Origin of the sequence: Streptomyces eurocidicus (assembly GCF_002891295.1) — a bacterium.
GTDB classification, from domain to species: Bacteria; Actinomycetota; Actinomycetes; order Streptomycetales; family Streptomycetaceae; genus Streptomyces; species Streptomyces eurocidicus.
The window spans coordinates 506,524-519,525 of the sequence record NZ_LGUI01000009.1 but is presented as its reverse complement, the minus strand read 5'-3'; the positions used below and the strand labels follow the sequence as shown (position 1 = coordinate 519,525).

Annotated in this window: 15 protein-coding genes; 14 read left to right on the top strand and 1 reads right to left on the bottom strand. The window is 74.7% G+C overall.

What is annotated here, in order from left to right; all coding sequences use genetic code 11:
• The 11 genes from AF335_RS26330 to AF335_RS26280 all read left to right on the top strand — a co-directional run.
• A partial coding sequence (locus tag AF335_RS26330; RefSeq protein WP_244927153.1) for a TadE/TadG family type IV pilus assembly protein occupies window positions 1-469 on the top strand: 469 nt, incomplete at its 5' end.
• 291 nt (window positions 470-760) lie between these two features.
• Window positions 761-1,144 carry a TadE/TadG family type IV pilus assembly protein gene (locus AF335_RS35960; protein WP_244927163.1) on the top strand — a complete coding sequence of 128 codons (384 nt, stop codon included), beginning with the start codon at window positions 761-763 and terminating at the stop codon, window positions 1,142-1,144.
• Entirely contained in the window at window positions 1,141-2,484 is a 1,344-nt protein-coding gene (locus tag AF335_RS26320) for a TadA family conjugal transfer-associated ATPase (RefSeq protein WP_102920877.1), read from the top strand. Before AF335_RS35960 ends, AF335_RS26320 begins: the two co-directional genes overlap by 4 nt.
• Before the next feature lie 5 nt (window positions 2,485-2,489).
• Entirely contained in the window at window positions 2,490-3,428 is a 939-nt protein-coding gene (locus tag AF335_RS26315) for a type II secretion system F family protein (protein ID WP_102920876.1), read from the top strand.
• 11 nt (window positions 3,429-3,439) lie between these two features.
• The gene (locus AF335_RS26310; protein ID WP_102920875.1) at window positions 3,440-4,327 is read left to right on the top strand and encodes a DUF5936 domain-containing protein; all 888 of its coding nucleotides are present in this window, start codon (window positions 3,440-3,442) and stop codon (window positions 4,325-4,327) included.
• 228 nt (window positions 4,328-4,555) lie between these two features.
• Entirely contained in the window at window positions 4,556-4,720 is a 165-nt protein-coding gene (locus AF335_RS26305) for a Flp family type IVb pilin (RefSeq protein ID WP_107422008.1), read from the top strand.
• The gene (locus AF335_RS26300; RefSeq protein WP_102920931.1) at window positions 4,717-5,445 is read left to right on the top strand and encodes a pilus assembly protein TadG-related protein; all 729 of its coding nucleotides are present in this window, start codon (window positions 4,717-4,719) and stop codon (window positions 5,443-5,445) included. The genes AF335_RS26305 and AF335_RS26300 overlap by 4 nt, the downstream gene beginning before the upstream one ends.
• Window positions 5,446-5,799: 354 nt before the next feature.
• Window positions 5,800-6,393: a hypothetical protein gene (locus AF335_RS26295; protein WP_102920874.1), complete on the top strand. Its 594-nt coding sequence runs from the start codon at window positions 5,800-5,802 to the stop codon at window positions 6,391-6,393.
• Entirely contained in the window at window positions 6,390-7,022 is a 633-nt protein-coding gene (locus AF335_RS26290) for an OmpA family protein (RefSeq protein ID WP_102920873.1), read from the top strand. Before AF335_RS26295 ends, AF335_RS26290 begins: the two co-directional genes overlap by 4 nt.
• A gap of 80 nt (window positions 7,023-7,102) precedes the next feature.
• Window positions 7,103-8,083, top strand: a complete 981-nt coding sequence (locus AF335_RS26285; protein ID WP_102920872.1) for a hypothetical protein — start codon at window positions 7,103-7,105, stop codon at window positions 8,081-8,083.
• Window positions 8,080-9,306, top strand: coding sequence for a hypothetical protein (locus AF335_RS26280; RefSeq protein WP_102920871.1), 1,227 nt, complete (start codon window positions 8,080-8,082; stop codon window positions 9,304-9,306). Before AF335_RS26285 ends, AF335_RS26280 begins: the two co-directional genes overlap by 4 nt.
• A gap of 338 nt (window positions 9,307-9,644) precedes the next feature.
• On the opposite strand, the gene AF335_RS26275 is transcribed toward AF335_RS26280, so the two are convergent.
• On the bottom strand, window positions 9,645-10,004 hold the full coding sequence (locus tag AF335_RS26275) for a DUF192 domain-containing protein (RefSeq protein ID WP_102920870.1): 360 nt from the start codon (window positions 10,002-10,004) through the stop codon (window positions 9,645-9,647).
• 164 nt (window positions 10,005-10,168) lie between these two features.
• Between AF335_RS26275 and AF335_RS26270 the strand changes: the two genes are divergently transcribed.
• The 3 genes from AF335_RS26270 (at window position 10,169) to AF335_RS26260 (ending at window position 12,889) form a co-directional block, all read left to right on the top strand.
• On the top strand, window positions 10,169-10,897 hold the full coding sequence (locus AF335_RS26270) for a prepilin peptidase (protein ID WP_102920869.1): 729 nt from the start codon (window positions 10,169-10,171) through the stop codon (window positions 10,895-10,897).
• 41 nt (window positions 10,898-10,938) lie between these two features.
• A complete protein-coding gene (locus tag AF335_RS26265; protein ID WP_102920868.1) occupies window positions 10,939-11,520 on the top strand; it encodes a TetR/AcrR family transcriptional regulator in 582 nt (193 codons plus the stop codon).
• 172 nt (window positions 11,521-11,692) lie between these two features.
• Window positions 11,693-12,889 carry an MFS transporter gene (locus AF335_RS26260; protein ID WP_102920867.1) on the top strand — a complete coding sequence of 399 codons (1,197 nt, stop codon included), beginning with the start codon at window positions 11,693-11,695 and terminating at the stop codon, window positions 12,887-12,889.
• Window positions 12,890-13,002: the final 113 nt, after the last annotated feature.

Sequence of the window (13,002 nt, the reverse complement as noted above, 5' to 3'; positions counted from 1 at the left end):
CCGATCTGCCCACGCGGACCGCTCGCTCACCGGGGGCCTGCGCCGCCGCCGCGCCGCGCTGGGCCCCGGCGGCGGCACCGGGCCCGACCAGCTCGCGCCCGTACCGGTGAGCCGCTTCCGCCGCCGGGGCGGCGACCGGGGCCAGGTCGCCGTCGAGTTCCTCGGCCTGTTCCCGCTGATCCTGGTGGTCCTCGCGGTGGTCTGGCAGTGCGTCCTGATCGGCTACACCTACTCCCTCGCCGGGGACGCGGCGGACAAGGGGGCGCGGGCGGGCGCGGCGGGCGGCGACTGCGCGAGCGCGGCTCGCGCGGACGTCCCGGGCGCGTGGGGCGACGGCGGCATCGGCTGCGGCGCGGAGGGCGGCGTCTACCGCGCCCGGGTGTCCCTGCCCGTCCCCGTGCTGTTCCCCGGGGCGGTCGACTGGCCCTGGACGGTCGAGAGCTCCGCAGGCGCGGCGAGGGAGGACTGAGCGATGGAGAGCGTGCGCGAGGGTGCGGAGCGGCAGGGTGCGGGATCCGGGCGTCCGCGCCGGGGCCGGTGGGGTCCGGGCGGGCGCGTCCCGCGCCGGGGCCGGTGGGGTCCGGGCGCGCGCGTCCCACGCCGGGTGAGCCTCCGCGCCGCGCCGGGTCGCACCTTACGGAGGCGCGCCGGTCTCGCCGCCGCCCCGGCCGGTGCCCGCCTTCGCGCCTTACGGTCCGCCGCCCGCCTCGGTGCGGCACGGGCCCGGAGGCGTCCGGGCCGGGACCGCGGCACCGCCTCCATTGAGTTCCTGGGGTTCCTGCCCGTGCTGCTGCTCGTCGGGCTCGCGGCCGTGCAGCTCGGGCTCGCCGCGTACGCCGCGCAGCAGGCCGGCGGCGCGGCGCGGGCGGCGGCGCGTACGGCCACGCTGGACGATCCGCGGGTGTCGCCGGGCGACGCGGGCCGGGCCGCGCTCAGCGGGTGGCTGCGGACGGAGGGCGCCCCACAGGCGCCGCTGTGCGACGGCGGCGGGCGGACCACCGCGACCGTCACCGTCGAGATCCCCTCCGTCCTTCCCTTCCTCGGCGACCGGACCGTGACCCGCCGGGCCACCATGGCCTGCCCCGCCGCGGTGGACCTCCATCCGTACCCGAATCCGTATCCGAATCCGAGGAGTGCGCCATGAGCCTGCGGGCACGGATCGTCGCCCCCGAAGTGCCGCCCGGCGGCCGGGAGCCGGGTCACCTCGTGCCCGTCTACCGGGCCAAGCTGCTGGAGGAGATCGACCTCGCCGAGATGTCCGCGCTCGCGGCCGGCGAGCGCCGCGGCCGGCTGGAGCGCGTCCTCGGGCACATCATCAGCCGTGAGGGCCCGGTGCTCTCCACGGCCGAGCGCGACCGGCTCATCCGCAGCGTCGTGGACGAGGCGCTGGGCCTCGGCGTGCTCGAACCGCTGCTGGAGGACCCCTCGATCACCGAGATCATGGTCAACGGCCCCGACCAGATCTTCGTCGAGCGGGCCGGGCGGGTCGAGCTCGTCCCCGTCCGCTTCGCCTCCGGCGAGCAGCTGATGCAGACCATCGAGCGCATCGTCTCCACCGTCAACCGCCGGGTGGACGAGTCCAATCCGATGGTCGACGCCCGGCTGCCCAGCGGCGAGCGCGTGAACGTCATCATCCCGCCGCTGGCCCTCAACGGCGCGACGCTCACCATCCGCCGCTTCCCCCGCGCGTACACCCTGCCCGAGCTCATCGGCATGGGCACGCTGGACGAGCGGATGCTGCTGCTGCTCTCCGCGCTCGTCCGGGCGAAGTTCAACGTGGTGGTCTCCGGGCCCACCGGCTCCGGGAAGACCACGCTGCTCAACGCCCTCTCCGGGCTGATCCCCGAGGGCGAGCGCATCATCACCGTGGAGGACGCCGCCGAGCTCCAGTTGCAGCAGGCGCACGTCATCCGCCTGGAGTCCCGGCCGCCCAACGTGGAGGGCAAGGGCCGGATCACCATCCGCGACCTCGTGCGCAACTCCCTGCGCATGCGGCCCGACCGCATCATTGTCGGCGAGGTGCGCGGCGGCGAGACCCTCGACATGCTCCAGGCCATGTCCACCGGCCACGACGGCTCCCTCGCCACCGTCCACGCCAACAGCGCGGAGGACGCGCTGATGCGGCTCCAGACGCTGGCGTCCATGTCCGAGGTGAAGATCCCCTACGAGGCGCTGCGGGACCAGATCAACAGCGCCGTCGACTGCCTGATCCAGCTCACCCGGCAGGCCGACGGCAGCCGGCGCGTCGCCGAGATCGCCCTCCTCGACTCGCACGGCCGCGAGGACTACCGGCTGGCCACCGTCTGCCGCTTCGACGCCCGGCCGATGGACTCGGACCGCATCGTGCGCGGCGCGTTCTCCTGCTTCCCGGTCCCCGAGCGCGTGGCGGAACGGCTGCGGATGGCCGACGAGTCCGTACCGCCCGCCTTCGGCATCGCGGCCTTCCCCACCGAACTCACCCTCCGAGAGGCGAGGCAGAGGTAGCCGCCATGGACGGACTCGTCGCCCTTACGGTCGGAGCCACCCTGCTGGCCTGCGCCCTCGGCATCGCCGGCCTGCTGGTGTACGCGGCGGGCCGGGCGCAGCGCAGGGCGCTGGTCGACCGGCTGTCCGACACCCCGGTCCTGCCGCCCGCCGGCCGGGCCCGGTACTTCGCCGGCCTCGACCGGCGGCTGCGGGCGACGCGCGCGGGGCGGCGGCTGGAGCTGCGGCTCGCGTCGACCGGGCTGGCCGTCACCCCGGCCGAGTTCACGGTCGGCACGGTCACGGCGGCGGCCGGTCTGTGGCTGGTGGCGGCCTCCGCCCTCGCGCCCTTCTTCGGGCCGCTGGCCGGCGGGATCGGGATCTGGTCCGCCTCCGGGGTCCTGACCTGGCAGCGGCGCAAGCGGATCGAGCGGTTCATCAATCAGCTGCCCGAGCTCTCCCGCATCCTCGCCAACGCCACCCAGGCGGGCCTCGCCCTGCGCACGGCGCTGGCCATGGCGGCGGACGAGATGGAGGCCCCGGCGGGCGAGGAGCTCGCCAAGGTCGCCGACAAGCTCGCGGTCGGGCACTCCGTGGACGACGCGCTCGGCGAGCTCGCCGACCGGCTGCCCTCCCGGGAGCTGGTGGTGCTGGTGACGACGCTGGTGCTGTCGAACCGGGCGGGCGGCACGGTCGTCAGCTCGCTGCGCAACCTCACCCGGACGCTGGAGGAGCGGAAGGAGACGCGCCGGGAGGTCCGTACGCAGCTGTCTCAAGTGATCGTCACCGCCTATGTCGTCCCGCTGATGGGCATCGGCACGCTGCTGCTGATGGACCGGATCGCACCGGGGTCGATCGACCGGATGACCTCAGGCTTCCTCGGACAGGCGGCCGTGGTCGCGGCCTTCTGCCTCTACGGGGTGGGCTTCCTCGTCATCCGCAAGCTGTCCAGGATCGACGTCTGAGGGGCGGGGAGATGGGTCTTCTGCTGGGGCTGCTGGCCGCGCTGGCCGTGGCCGGGTGCTGCGCGGGCGTCGCCCTCTGGCGCAGCGAGGCGCGGCTGCCCGCCGACCTGGCGCTGGCACTGGAGGTCGGCGCGAGCCGGACGACGGCCGTGGGCTCCGCCGTCGACCGGCTGGGCATGCGGTACGCGCCGCTGGTGCTGCGGATGATGGGCGAGAAGCGGGTGTCGAAGGTCCGCGGGCGCATCGACCGGGCGGGGAACCCGGGCGGCCTGACCGTCGACCGCTACGCGGCGCGGCGCGCGGTCTACGGCGCCCTCGGCTTCGGCGGCGCGCTGGTGATGCTGCTGGACGGCGAGGTGCTCCTGGCGCTGCTGCTGGGCGCCTTCGGCCTGTTCTGGATCGAGGTCGGCATCTGGGCGGCGGTGCGCGAGCGCAAGGACGCGATCGACCGGACGCTGCCGGACTTCCTGGACGTCCTCGCGGTGGTGGTGAGCGCCGGGCTGAGCTTCCGGCAGGCGCTCGACCGGGTCTCGGAGAAGTACGAGGGCCCGTGGGCCGACGAACTGCGCATCACCCTGCGCCAGATGGACATGGGCGTCGGCCGCCGGCAGGCGTTCGAGGAGCTGCGCCGGCGCAACGACTCCGAACAGGTCGCCCAGTTCGTCACCGCCCTCCAGCAGGGCGAGGAGCTGGGCGCGCCGATCGTCGACACGCTGATCGCCATCGCCGACGACATGCGTCGCACCGATGCGCAGCAGGCGCGCCGCCGCGCCGCGCGCGCCGTCCCCAAGGCCACCGTGGTGATCACCGCGTTCATGGTGCCGGGAACGATGATCCTGCTGGTGGCGGGGTTCTTCCTGGGGTCGGGGACGGACTTCGGGACCCTCACGGGGAAATGAAAGGGGTGAAGCCGGTGGGGCAAGGGGGTGGTGCGGTACGTGTGGGGGTATCGATGCGGGGGCCGACCGGGTGTCCGGCGTGCCAACTCCCCCCGAAGGGTGAGGAATCGCGTCGCGTGCCCTGTTCCGCCACTGCCGTTCCGGCGTACTTTTCTTGTGCCGTGAGCGGCGTCACGGGGGTGGAGCCACCGGATCCGCCGGGGCCGGCCGCCGATGGAGGGGAAGACGATGGGCAAGCGCTTCTTGGGAAACGACCGCGGCCAGACCGCGATCGAGTATCTGGGCATCATCGCCGTCGTGGTGGCGATCGTCCTCGTGCTGACCCGGACCGACTTCGGCAGCGCGATCGCGAGCGCCATCTCCGACAAGATCACCGAAGTGACCAGCGGCTGACCGGCGGTCCGGCGCGCGGGCGGGCCACGGCGGCCGTCACCCGCCGGCGCCGCGCGGCGGGTGACGCCGGGCAGGCGTTCCCGATCTACCTCACGGCCGTTGCGGGCCTGCTCTTCCTCGCGCTCGCGTTCTTCGCCGTGGGCCGGGCGGGAGCCGACAAGAACGGCGCCCAGACCGCCGCGGACGCCGCCGCCCTGGCCGCGGCCCAGAGCTACCGCGACCAGCTGCGTACGGGCCTCCTGGGCGCCCTGGGCGGCCTGGCGGGCAGCGGCACGGGCACCGGGTGGACGGACTGGCTGACCGGCCGGGCCGGTTCGCCCGACGCCGCCTGCGGCGCGGCGGCCTCGTACGCGACGCTGAACGGCGCCGGCCTGGTGGGCGACTGCGTGCCGCCGGACGGCGACCTGCCCGCCGCCTTCACCGTGACCGTAAGGGCCGCCGAGCCCGTCGGCCGGTCCGTCGTCCCCGGCACCGAGGACACGTACGCGACGGCGACCGCGCGGGCGGTGGTGGAACCGCGCTGCGCCGCCGGTGGGCCCGCGGGGGACCCGGCGCCCCGGCCGACGGGCGGGGCGTCGCCCGGGCCATCGGGTTCGCCGTCCCCGGGGTGGCCGGCGCCCGTCGAGATCGTGTGCGGCGGCGACGTGGTGAGGATCGACCCGGCGCGCCCCGACGACCTCGCGCGAGCGGCCCGGGCGCTCTTCGCGGTCCGCCTGGCGGACTGACGGGAGGCGGCCCGCGACGACATCCGATCCCCGGTCCGGCCGGGCCGGCCGCGCGGCGTCGGCGGACCGGCCCGCGGTCCCGCGCCGCCCGGCCGAGGGCCGCCCGGCGCGTACGGCCCGAGCGCCCGGTGTCCGGCCCGCGACGGACGAGCCCTGCCGATGGCCCCGGAGCCCGACCGGGAGCCCTACCGACGGGCCTTACCGAGAGCCCGACCGACGGGCCCGACCGACGGGCCGGGCCGACGAGCCGGGCCGACGAGCCGGGCCGGCGCGACCGCCCGGTCCCGTCGGCCCTCCCCGACCGACCCTCCTGGCCGGCGCGCCCGCCCGGCGACGAACGAAGGAACGCGACCCATGAGCATGCGGCACACGACGAAGGCCCGCAGAGGCGCGGCCGCGACGGCCCTCGCGGCCGTCCTGACACTGACCGCGGCAGGCTGCGGCGGAGGCGACGACGCGTCGGACGGACCCGGCGCGGCCGCCTCGCACGGTAAGGAGGGCAAGCAGGGGAAGGGGGACGCGTCGGACGGCGCGGACGGGGCCTCCCCACGGGCGGGCGCGATAGGCGAGATGAAGGGGCCGGACGGCGTCGTCATCACGCTCACCTCCGCGCGGCGGGACAGCGGCGGCTTCGTGACGGTGGACGGCACACTGACCAACCGCGGCCAGAAGCCCTTCAACGCCATCCACTGGCTCTCGAAGGAGACGGAGATGAAGTCCCGCTCCTCCCTCTCCGGCGCCTCACTCGTCGACGGCTCCAGCAAGAAGCGCTATCTGGTGCTCCGGGACACCGACGGCGAGTGTCTGTGCAGCACGGGCCTGACCAACATCAAGCCGCAGGAGAGCCGCCCGGTCTTCGCGCAGTTCCCGGCACCGCCCGAGAGCGTCACGGCCGTCGACTTCCAGCTTCCGACCATGCCGTCCGTCCGTGTGCGGATCTCGGGATGAGGCAGGCCGTGCCGACGCCCCGAGCGATCCGCCGCGGCGCCGCCGCCGCGGCGGTGGCCGCCGCCCTGCTGGCCGCCGCCGCGCCCACCGTCCCCGCCCGCGCGGACAGCGGCCCCGGCAGCGCCGCCGACACGTCCCCACCGGTGCGGATCGACCGTAAGGACCCCGACCTGAAGCTGCGCTCCGGCGCCGAACTCGCGCCCGGCCGGGTCCTCGACATCAAGTCCGTGGTCGAGACGGGCGACGGCGACGAACGCCGCGAGGACACCAACGTCGCCGTCACCTTCGCCCTCCAGGCCGAGGTCCTCTTCGACAAGGACAGCTCCTCCCTCGGCACCGCCGCCCACGCCAAGATCCGTGCCATCGCCGACGAGGTCACCAAGCAGCGCGCCACCACCCTGAGGGTTTTCGGCTTCACCGACAACCTGGGTTCCACCGCCCACGGCGTCGAGCTGTCCAAGGAACGCGCCAACGCCGTCCAGCGGCAACTGGCCGAGGACGTCGGCTCGTCCGGCGTCAGCTACCAGATCCGGGGCTACGGAGAGCTGTTCCCGATCGCCGACAACGCCACCGAGGAGGGCCGCCGGAAGAACCGGCGGGTGGAGGTCAGCTTCCCGCGACACGGCTGAACGGGCGGCGCCCCACGCCCTCGGGCCGGAGTTATCCACAGGGCTCGCGCGGAACCGGGCGGGTGCGGTGTCCTTGGGCGATGAGGGCGGATCACCGGCGGCTGCGCGAAGTGGCCGCCGCGCAGGGAGGGATCGTGCTGGCCGCGCAGGCCGCCGGCGTCGGGCTGCGGGCGGACGGGGTGGCCCGGTCACTGCGGCGGGCGGGCTGGAGCCGGATCCACCCGGGGGCCTGGGCCGAGCCCGGCCGGGTGGTCGACCTGCCGCTGCGGCTGCGTGCCTGGCAGCTGCGCCACCCCGAGCTGGTGGCCAGCCACAGCTCGGCCGCCGCGGCCCACGGCCTCGCGCTGATACGGCCGTACGGAGCGGAGCTGACCACCCCAGGCCGGGGGCGGCGGGCCGCCGGGGCCGTGGTGCACGGGATCCCGGTGGCCGAGGAGGAGGTCACGGTCGTCGCCGGAGTGCGCGTCACGACACCCGTGCGGACGGTCTGCGACCTGCTGCGGACGCTCCCGCTGGAGGAGGGCGTCATCGCCGCGGACTCCGCGCTCGCCCGTGGCGCGGTGGACGGCGGCGAGGTCGAGGCCGCCCTGGCCGCCTCCGCGCGCCGCCCCGGTACGCGCGGCGCGCGGCGGGCCCTCGCGCTCACCGACGGCGGGTGCGGCTCCCCGGCCGAGTCCAAGGCGCGGCTGGAGATGCGCGCCGCCGGGCTCCGGCCGGAGTCGCAGGCCGAGGTCGTCACGGCGCGCGGCAGGACGGCACGGCTGGACTTCCTCTTCCGCGCGGAGGGTCTGGGCGTCGAGATCGAGGGCTTCACCTGGCACGGCACCCGGGCCGCCCACCAGAACGACGCGATGCGCTTCAACGAACTGGCGGGCTGCCCGGAGGTCCGGCGGCTCCTCCGCTTCACCCGCGACGACGTCTTCCACCGCCCCCGGCTGACCGTCCGCACCATCGAGGCCGCCCTCGCCGCCCTCCGTGCGGAACCCTCGCGCCCGTCGCGCACCGCAGGGCAGGATGGGGCACCGCTGAGGCCGGGGACTGGTGAGGGAGGCGGGAGATGAGGGGCTGCTGGCTCGTCGGAACGGCGGCGCTGGGGGTGCTGGCGGCGGCCGGGAGCGCCGGGGCGGCCGGGCAGGGCAGGGGAGCGAGCGCGCTGCCGGTCTACCGGATGGCGGCGGGCGCGCAGGAGGTCCGCGGCTCCGGGAGCGCCACGGGAGGCCCGTTACTGAGGCCGGGCTCCGCCACGTACACGGACAGTGTCAGGCCCGGCGAGCGCAAGTACTACAGCGTCGAGCTGGACGCCGGCTCCAGCGCCTACGTCTCGGCGGTGGCCGTGCCCCGGCCCGGCGCCACGATGGGCACGCGGGACGGCATCGACGTGGTCCTGGAGGACGCGTCCGGCACGCCCTGCGGGGCCGGGCGGCACCGGACGTTCCTGTCGGCCGGAGGGGCCTATCCCGTCGCCGACTACGCGGAGCGGGTCGTCCGGCCCGGCGCCCCCTGCGGGGCCGCGGGGACGTACCGCTTCGCGGTGGCGCGGGGCGACGCGACGGGCGGTGACTCCACGCCGGTGCCGGTCGAACTGCGGTACGAGACGGGCCCGGCGGCGCGGGCCGGGGACACCACGGCCTCCTCCGGCGCCTGGAGCTCGCAGCCCCCGCCCAGGTCGCGCCGCCCGGCGGCCGACGTCGTCGGCGGCTCGGGGTTCAACGACGCCACGGACATCCGGGCCGGATCCTGGAAGGACGAACTCCGCCCCGGCGAGACGCGCTTCTACCGGGTCGAGGTCGGCGCGGGCCGGCAGCTGTTCGCGAGCGCGAGGTTCGGGGGCGCGGGGGGCGACGGCACCGCCCCGTACGTGATCAGCGGGGTACGGCTGGGGCTGAACAACGCCGCACGCGGATATGTCCTCAACAAGACGGCCGGCTACCAGGGCCGGGACGCCACCCTCTCGCTGGCCACGCCCCCGGCGGGCGCGGGAGGTTCAGGCGGGGGCGGCGACGCGGTGCGGGGGATGCGCCTCGCGGGCTGGTACTACCTCCAGGTGAGCCTCAACCCGAGGGTGGGGAGGGCCGGTTCGGACGCGGTGCCGGTGACGCTGGATGTCGACCTCGCCGATGCGGGGGTTTCGGCCGCGCCGTCTGTCCACAAGCTCGTGGGGGGTGGGGCGGCGGCGGGTGGTGGGGGTGGAGTGTTGCGGGTGGTCGGTTATGTGGGTGTGGGGGTGGGGTCGGGGTTGCTGCTGGGGCTGGGTGTGTGGACGGTGCGGGTACGGCGGGGGTGAGGGGTGGGTGCCGCTGCGCGGGGCTTTGTCCCCTACCCGCCCCTTCCCGTAACCGGGGCTGACGCCCCCGGGCCCCTTTTCCGCGCTGACGCGCGGTGGCCTCAAGCGCCGGCCGGGCTGGATTTTTCGCCCCTGTCCGAGGTCGGCTTTCCGCCCGGTTCCGGGCAACAACTCAGCCCGTCCGGGGGCACCTCCTGGGGGCACCCCCAGCGGTAGCTGGGGGAGTTTGAGGACCGGGGTCCGGGCGGAGCCCCCCGCGCGGCGGAGCCGCACATCGGATGCTGCGGGAAGGGGCGGGGTGGGGAACAAGCCCCGCGCAGCGGCACCACCCACCGCCCTCACGCCACACCCGGCCCCACACCCCACCCGAACCCCAACCCCACCCCCCACCCCCCAAAAGACCCCGCAGCCCCCTCCAGCACATGCCGCCCCCAAACCCGCGGCAACCCCAACCGCCCCGGCGCCATCGTCCGAACCACCCGCACCGTCAACTCCCGGTCCAGATACGCCACATCGATCGGGAACCGCATCCGGAACGTATGGATGCCGGACGCCGGCGTGAGGAGCAGCGCGCCCTCGACGCCGTCCCGGCCGAGGAGCCCCCATGTGCGGGCGCGGTAGGAGGAGGCGATCTCCAGTGGGACCGGAGGGCGGTCGGGGAGGAGGAGCAGACCGGTGCCGTCCCGCCATCGGGGCATGCCGTGATCCTTCCGCGCGGAGAGCCGGAGAGCCGGAGAGCCGGAGAGCCGGAGAGCAGGAGAGCAGGGCGCGAGGCATGCCGGTTCGTCACCCGGCGCGGCGCCTCCGGGCACTTTATCCACAGGCTCCGGCGGAGACCGGCGATCGTCCGTAATCTCGGGTCATGGATGCGCTGTTGGTCGTTCTCGCGGCGGTGTACGGCGCGGTGGCCGGGCGGGCCGTCGCGCGGGCGCGCTATCGGCTGAGCGTGGAGCCGGCGGAGCCCTGGCGCTCGGCGGGGCCCTGCGGGCACGCCGTCGGGGGCTGGCTGGGCCGGTCCCGCTGCGGGGTGTGCGGGGCGGGGTACGGCGGGGGTGCGCGGTGGCCGGCGGTGGCCACCGCGCTCGGCTGCGCGGGGCTGGCGGCGGCCTCGGGCACGCGGCCCGAGCTGCTGGTGTGGCTGCTGGCCGCGCCCGTGGTGGTGCTGCTCGCGGCGGTCGACCGCTCGGTGCGGCGGCTGCCGGACGTCCTGACGCTCCCGCTGGCCGCCGGGGTGGCGGCCTCGCTGGGGGCGGTCGCGCTGATACCCGGCGCCGCGGGCTCCTGGGCCGGGGCCCTGCTGGGCGGCCTGGCGATGGGGGGCGGATATCTGGCGCTGTTCCTGATCCATCCGGGCGGGATGGGATTCGGGGACGTCAAGCTGGCGCTCGGCCTGGGCTGCGCCCTCGGCTGGTACGGCTGGCCGGTGCTCTTCGCGGGGGCCTTCGCGGGGCTGCTGCTCGGCTCGCTGTACGGCACGGCGCTGCTGGTGACGCGGCGGGCCGGGCGCGGGACGGCCCTGGCCTTCGGGCCGTTCATGATCGTGGGAGCGTGGCTGGGGGTGTTGCTGGGCGGCGCGGCGGCCGGCCCCTAATGATTTAGATCAAGCGATCCAAAACATGTTACGGTCGTCCCATGGCCCGACCGAGGAAGTTCGACGAGGAGCGGGCGGTCGACGCCGCGATGGAGGCGTTCTGGACCGCCGGGTACGAGGCGACCTCCACCCAGGACCTGTGCGAGGCCACCGGCCTCGGCCGGAGCAGCATCTACAACGCCTTCAAGAGCAAGCACGACCTCTTCCGGCGGGCCCTGGGGCGCTATCTGGAGACGAAGTCCGCCTCGGTGGTCGAGCTGCTCGAATCGGACCTCCCCGCACGGGAGAAGGTCCGCACGATGCTGGAGCGCGTCATCGAGGAGGAGTCCGCGCACGCGGACGACGGCCGGGGCTGCCTGTTCGTCAACACCGCCGTGGAGCTGGCGGCCCGCGACGCCGAGGTGGCGCGTGAGCTGGAGCGCGACTACCGGCGCCGCCTGGAGGCGCTGACGGCCGCCCTGGAGTCCGGTCAGCGCGACGGCGACATCGAGGCCGCCAAGGATGCCCGTACGCTCGCGCACTTCGTGGCCGCGGCCATCGGCGGCATGCGCGTCTCGGCCCGGGCCGGCATCGACCGGGCGGCGCTGGAGGGCATCGCCCGCACCACGGTCGACGCGCTCTGAGCCCCCGGCGCGGGTAGCGGCGAAGAGGCCGCGCCCGCCTGCCCGGACGGCCCCACCCCTCGCCCACCTCCCACCCACCGCCTTCCGCCCGCTCGCCTTTCCTTGGGCTGATTTTGTACTGATCGATCCAAAACGACCGATCCCCAACACCGCACCGCACAGGAGCACCTGCATGCCACGTGCCGTATACGTCCTCGCCGCGGGCATCTTCGCCCTGGTGACCGGCGAGTTCGTCGTCGCCGGACTGATGCCGCAGATGGCCGAGGGGCTGGGCGTCACCGTCCCCGAGATCGGCTACCTCATCACCGCCTTCGCGGTGGCCATGGCCGTCGGCGGCCCGCTGCTGACCGTGGCGGTGCTGAGGATGCGCCAGAAACAGGCGCTGATCCTCCTGTTCGCCGTCTCCCTGACCGGTACCGTCATGGCCGCCGCCGCGCCCGGTTACGGGGTCATGCTGCCGGCGCGCGTCATCAGCGGCGTCGCCTCGCAGGCGTTCTTCGGCGTCGCCCTCTCGATATGCGCCCAGCTGACCCGCCCGGAGGTCCGCGGCCGGGCCATGGCCGTCGCCATGAACGGGCTGATGCTCGGCACCCTCCTCGGGATGCCCCTCGCCACGCTCATCGGCGAGCGGCTGGGCTGGCGCGCCGCCTTCTGGACCATCGCCGCCCTGACCGTGGCCGCCGCGCTGTGCACCCTCGCCGGTGTGCCCCGGCTGACGCGCTCCGAGGGCGGCGGGAGCGTCCGCGAGGAGCTGGGCGCCTTCCGGAACCCGAAGCTCTGGCTGACCCTCTCCACCAGCACCTTCATCATCGGCGCGACCTTCGCCGCGTTCAGCTACTTCAACCCGATCCTCACCGAGGTCACCGGCTTCGCCCACGGCACCGTCCCGCTGCTGCTCATCGGCTACGGCGCGGCCACCGTGGTCGGCAACAGCGTCGTCGGCCGGCTCGCCGACCGGCACACCGTCGGTGTGCAGGTGGCCGGCCTGGCCCTGAACCTGCTGTTCCTGGCCGGCTTCGCGCTCTTCGCCCACCTGACCGTGCCGGCGGTGGTCTGCATGCTGGGCATCGGCCTGGTCGGCGTCACCATGAACCCGGCCATGGCCACCCGGGTCCAGCGCACCGGCAATGCCCGGCCGCTGGTCAACACCGTCCACTCCTCCTTCATCACCCTCGGCGTCACCATCGGGTCATGGGTGGGCGGGATGGTGATCGGTCCGTTCGGGCTGCGGGCGCCGCTCTGGCTCGGTGCCGCGCTCGCTCTGATCGGTCTCGCCACACTCGTCCCCGCCCTGCTCGCCGACCGACCCGCTCGGAATGGACATCTGGCGCAAAACGCCGAGCTCGCTACCGAAAGTGTCCACGCGTGACGCCAAAAACAGCCAAACGCGTCAAGCGTGGGTGACTTTTCAGGACGTTTTTAGAAAGGGTGGAGAGCGAGGTTCCGCCGGGGCTCAGGATGGCTGGTTCTACACCGTAAGGC

Coding starts and splice junctions, on each gene's coding strand:
- AF335_RS26260 (WP_102920867.1), top strand. CDS start 11,693: ATGCCACGTGCCGTATACGTCCTCGCCGCGGGCATCTTCGCCCTGGTG.
- AF335_RS26290 (WP_102920873.1), top strand. CDS start 6,390: ATGAGGCAGGCCGTGCCGACGCCCCGAGCGATCCGCCGCGGCGCCGCC.
- AF335_RS26285 (WP_102920872.1), top strand. CDS start 7,103: ATGAGGGCGGATCACCGGCGGCTGCGCGAAGTGGCCGCCGCGCAGGGA.
- AF335_RS26280 (WP_102920871.1), top strand. CDS start 8,080: ATGAGGGGCTGCTGGCTCGTCGGAACGGCGGCGCTGGGGGTGCTGGCG.
- AF335_RS26305 (WP_107422008.1), top strand. CDS start 4,556: ATGGGCAAGCGCTTCTTGGGAAACGACCGCGGCCAGACCGCGATCGAG.
- AF335_RS26265 (WP_102920868.1), top strand. CDS start 10,939: ATGGCCCGACCGAGGAAGTTCGACGAGGAGCGGGCGGTCGACGCCGCG.
- AF335_RS26275 (WP_102920870.1), bottom strand. CDS start 10,004: ATGCCCCGATGGCGGGACGGCACCGGTCTGCTCCTCCTCCCCGACCGC.
- AF335_RS26320 (WP_102920877.1), top strand. CDS start 1,141: ATGAGCCTGCGGGCACGGATCGTCGCCCCCGAAGTGCCGCCCGGCGGC.
- AF335_RS26315 (WP_102920876.1), top strand. CDS start 2,490: ATGGACGGACTCGTCGCCCTTACGGTCGGAGCCACCCTGCTGGCCTGC.
- AF335_RS26310 (WP_102920875.1), top strand. CDS start 3,440: ATGGGTCTTCTGCTGGGGCTGCTGGCCGCGCTGGCCGTGGCCGGGTGC.
- AF335_RS26295 (WP_102920874.1), top strand. CDS start 5,800: ATGAGCATGCGGCACACGACGAAGGCCCGCAGAGGCGCGGCCGCGACG.
- AF335_RS26270 (WP_102920869.1), top strand. CDS start 10,169: ATGGATGCGCTGTTGGTCGTTCTCGCGGCGGTGTACGGCGCGGTGGCC.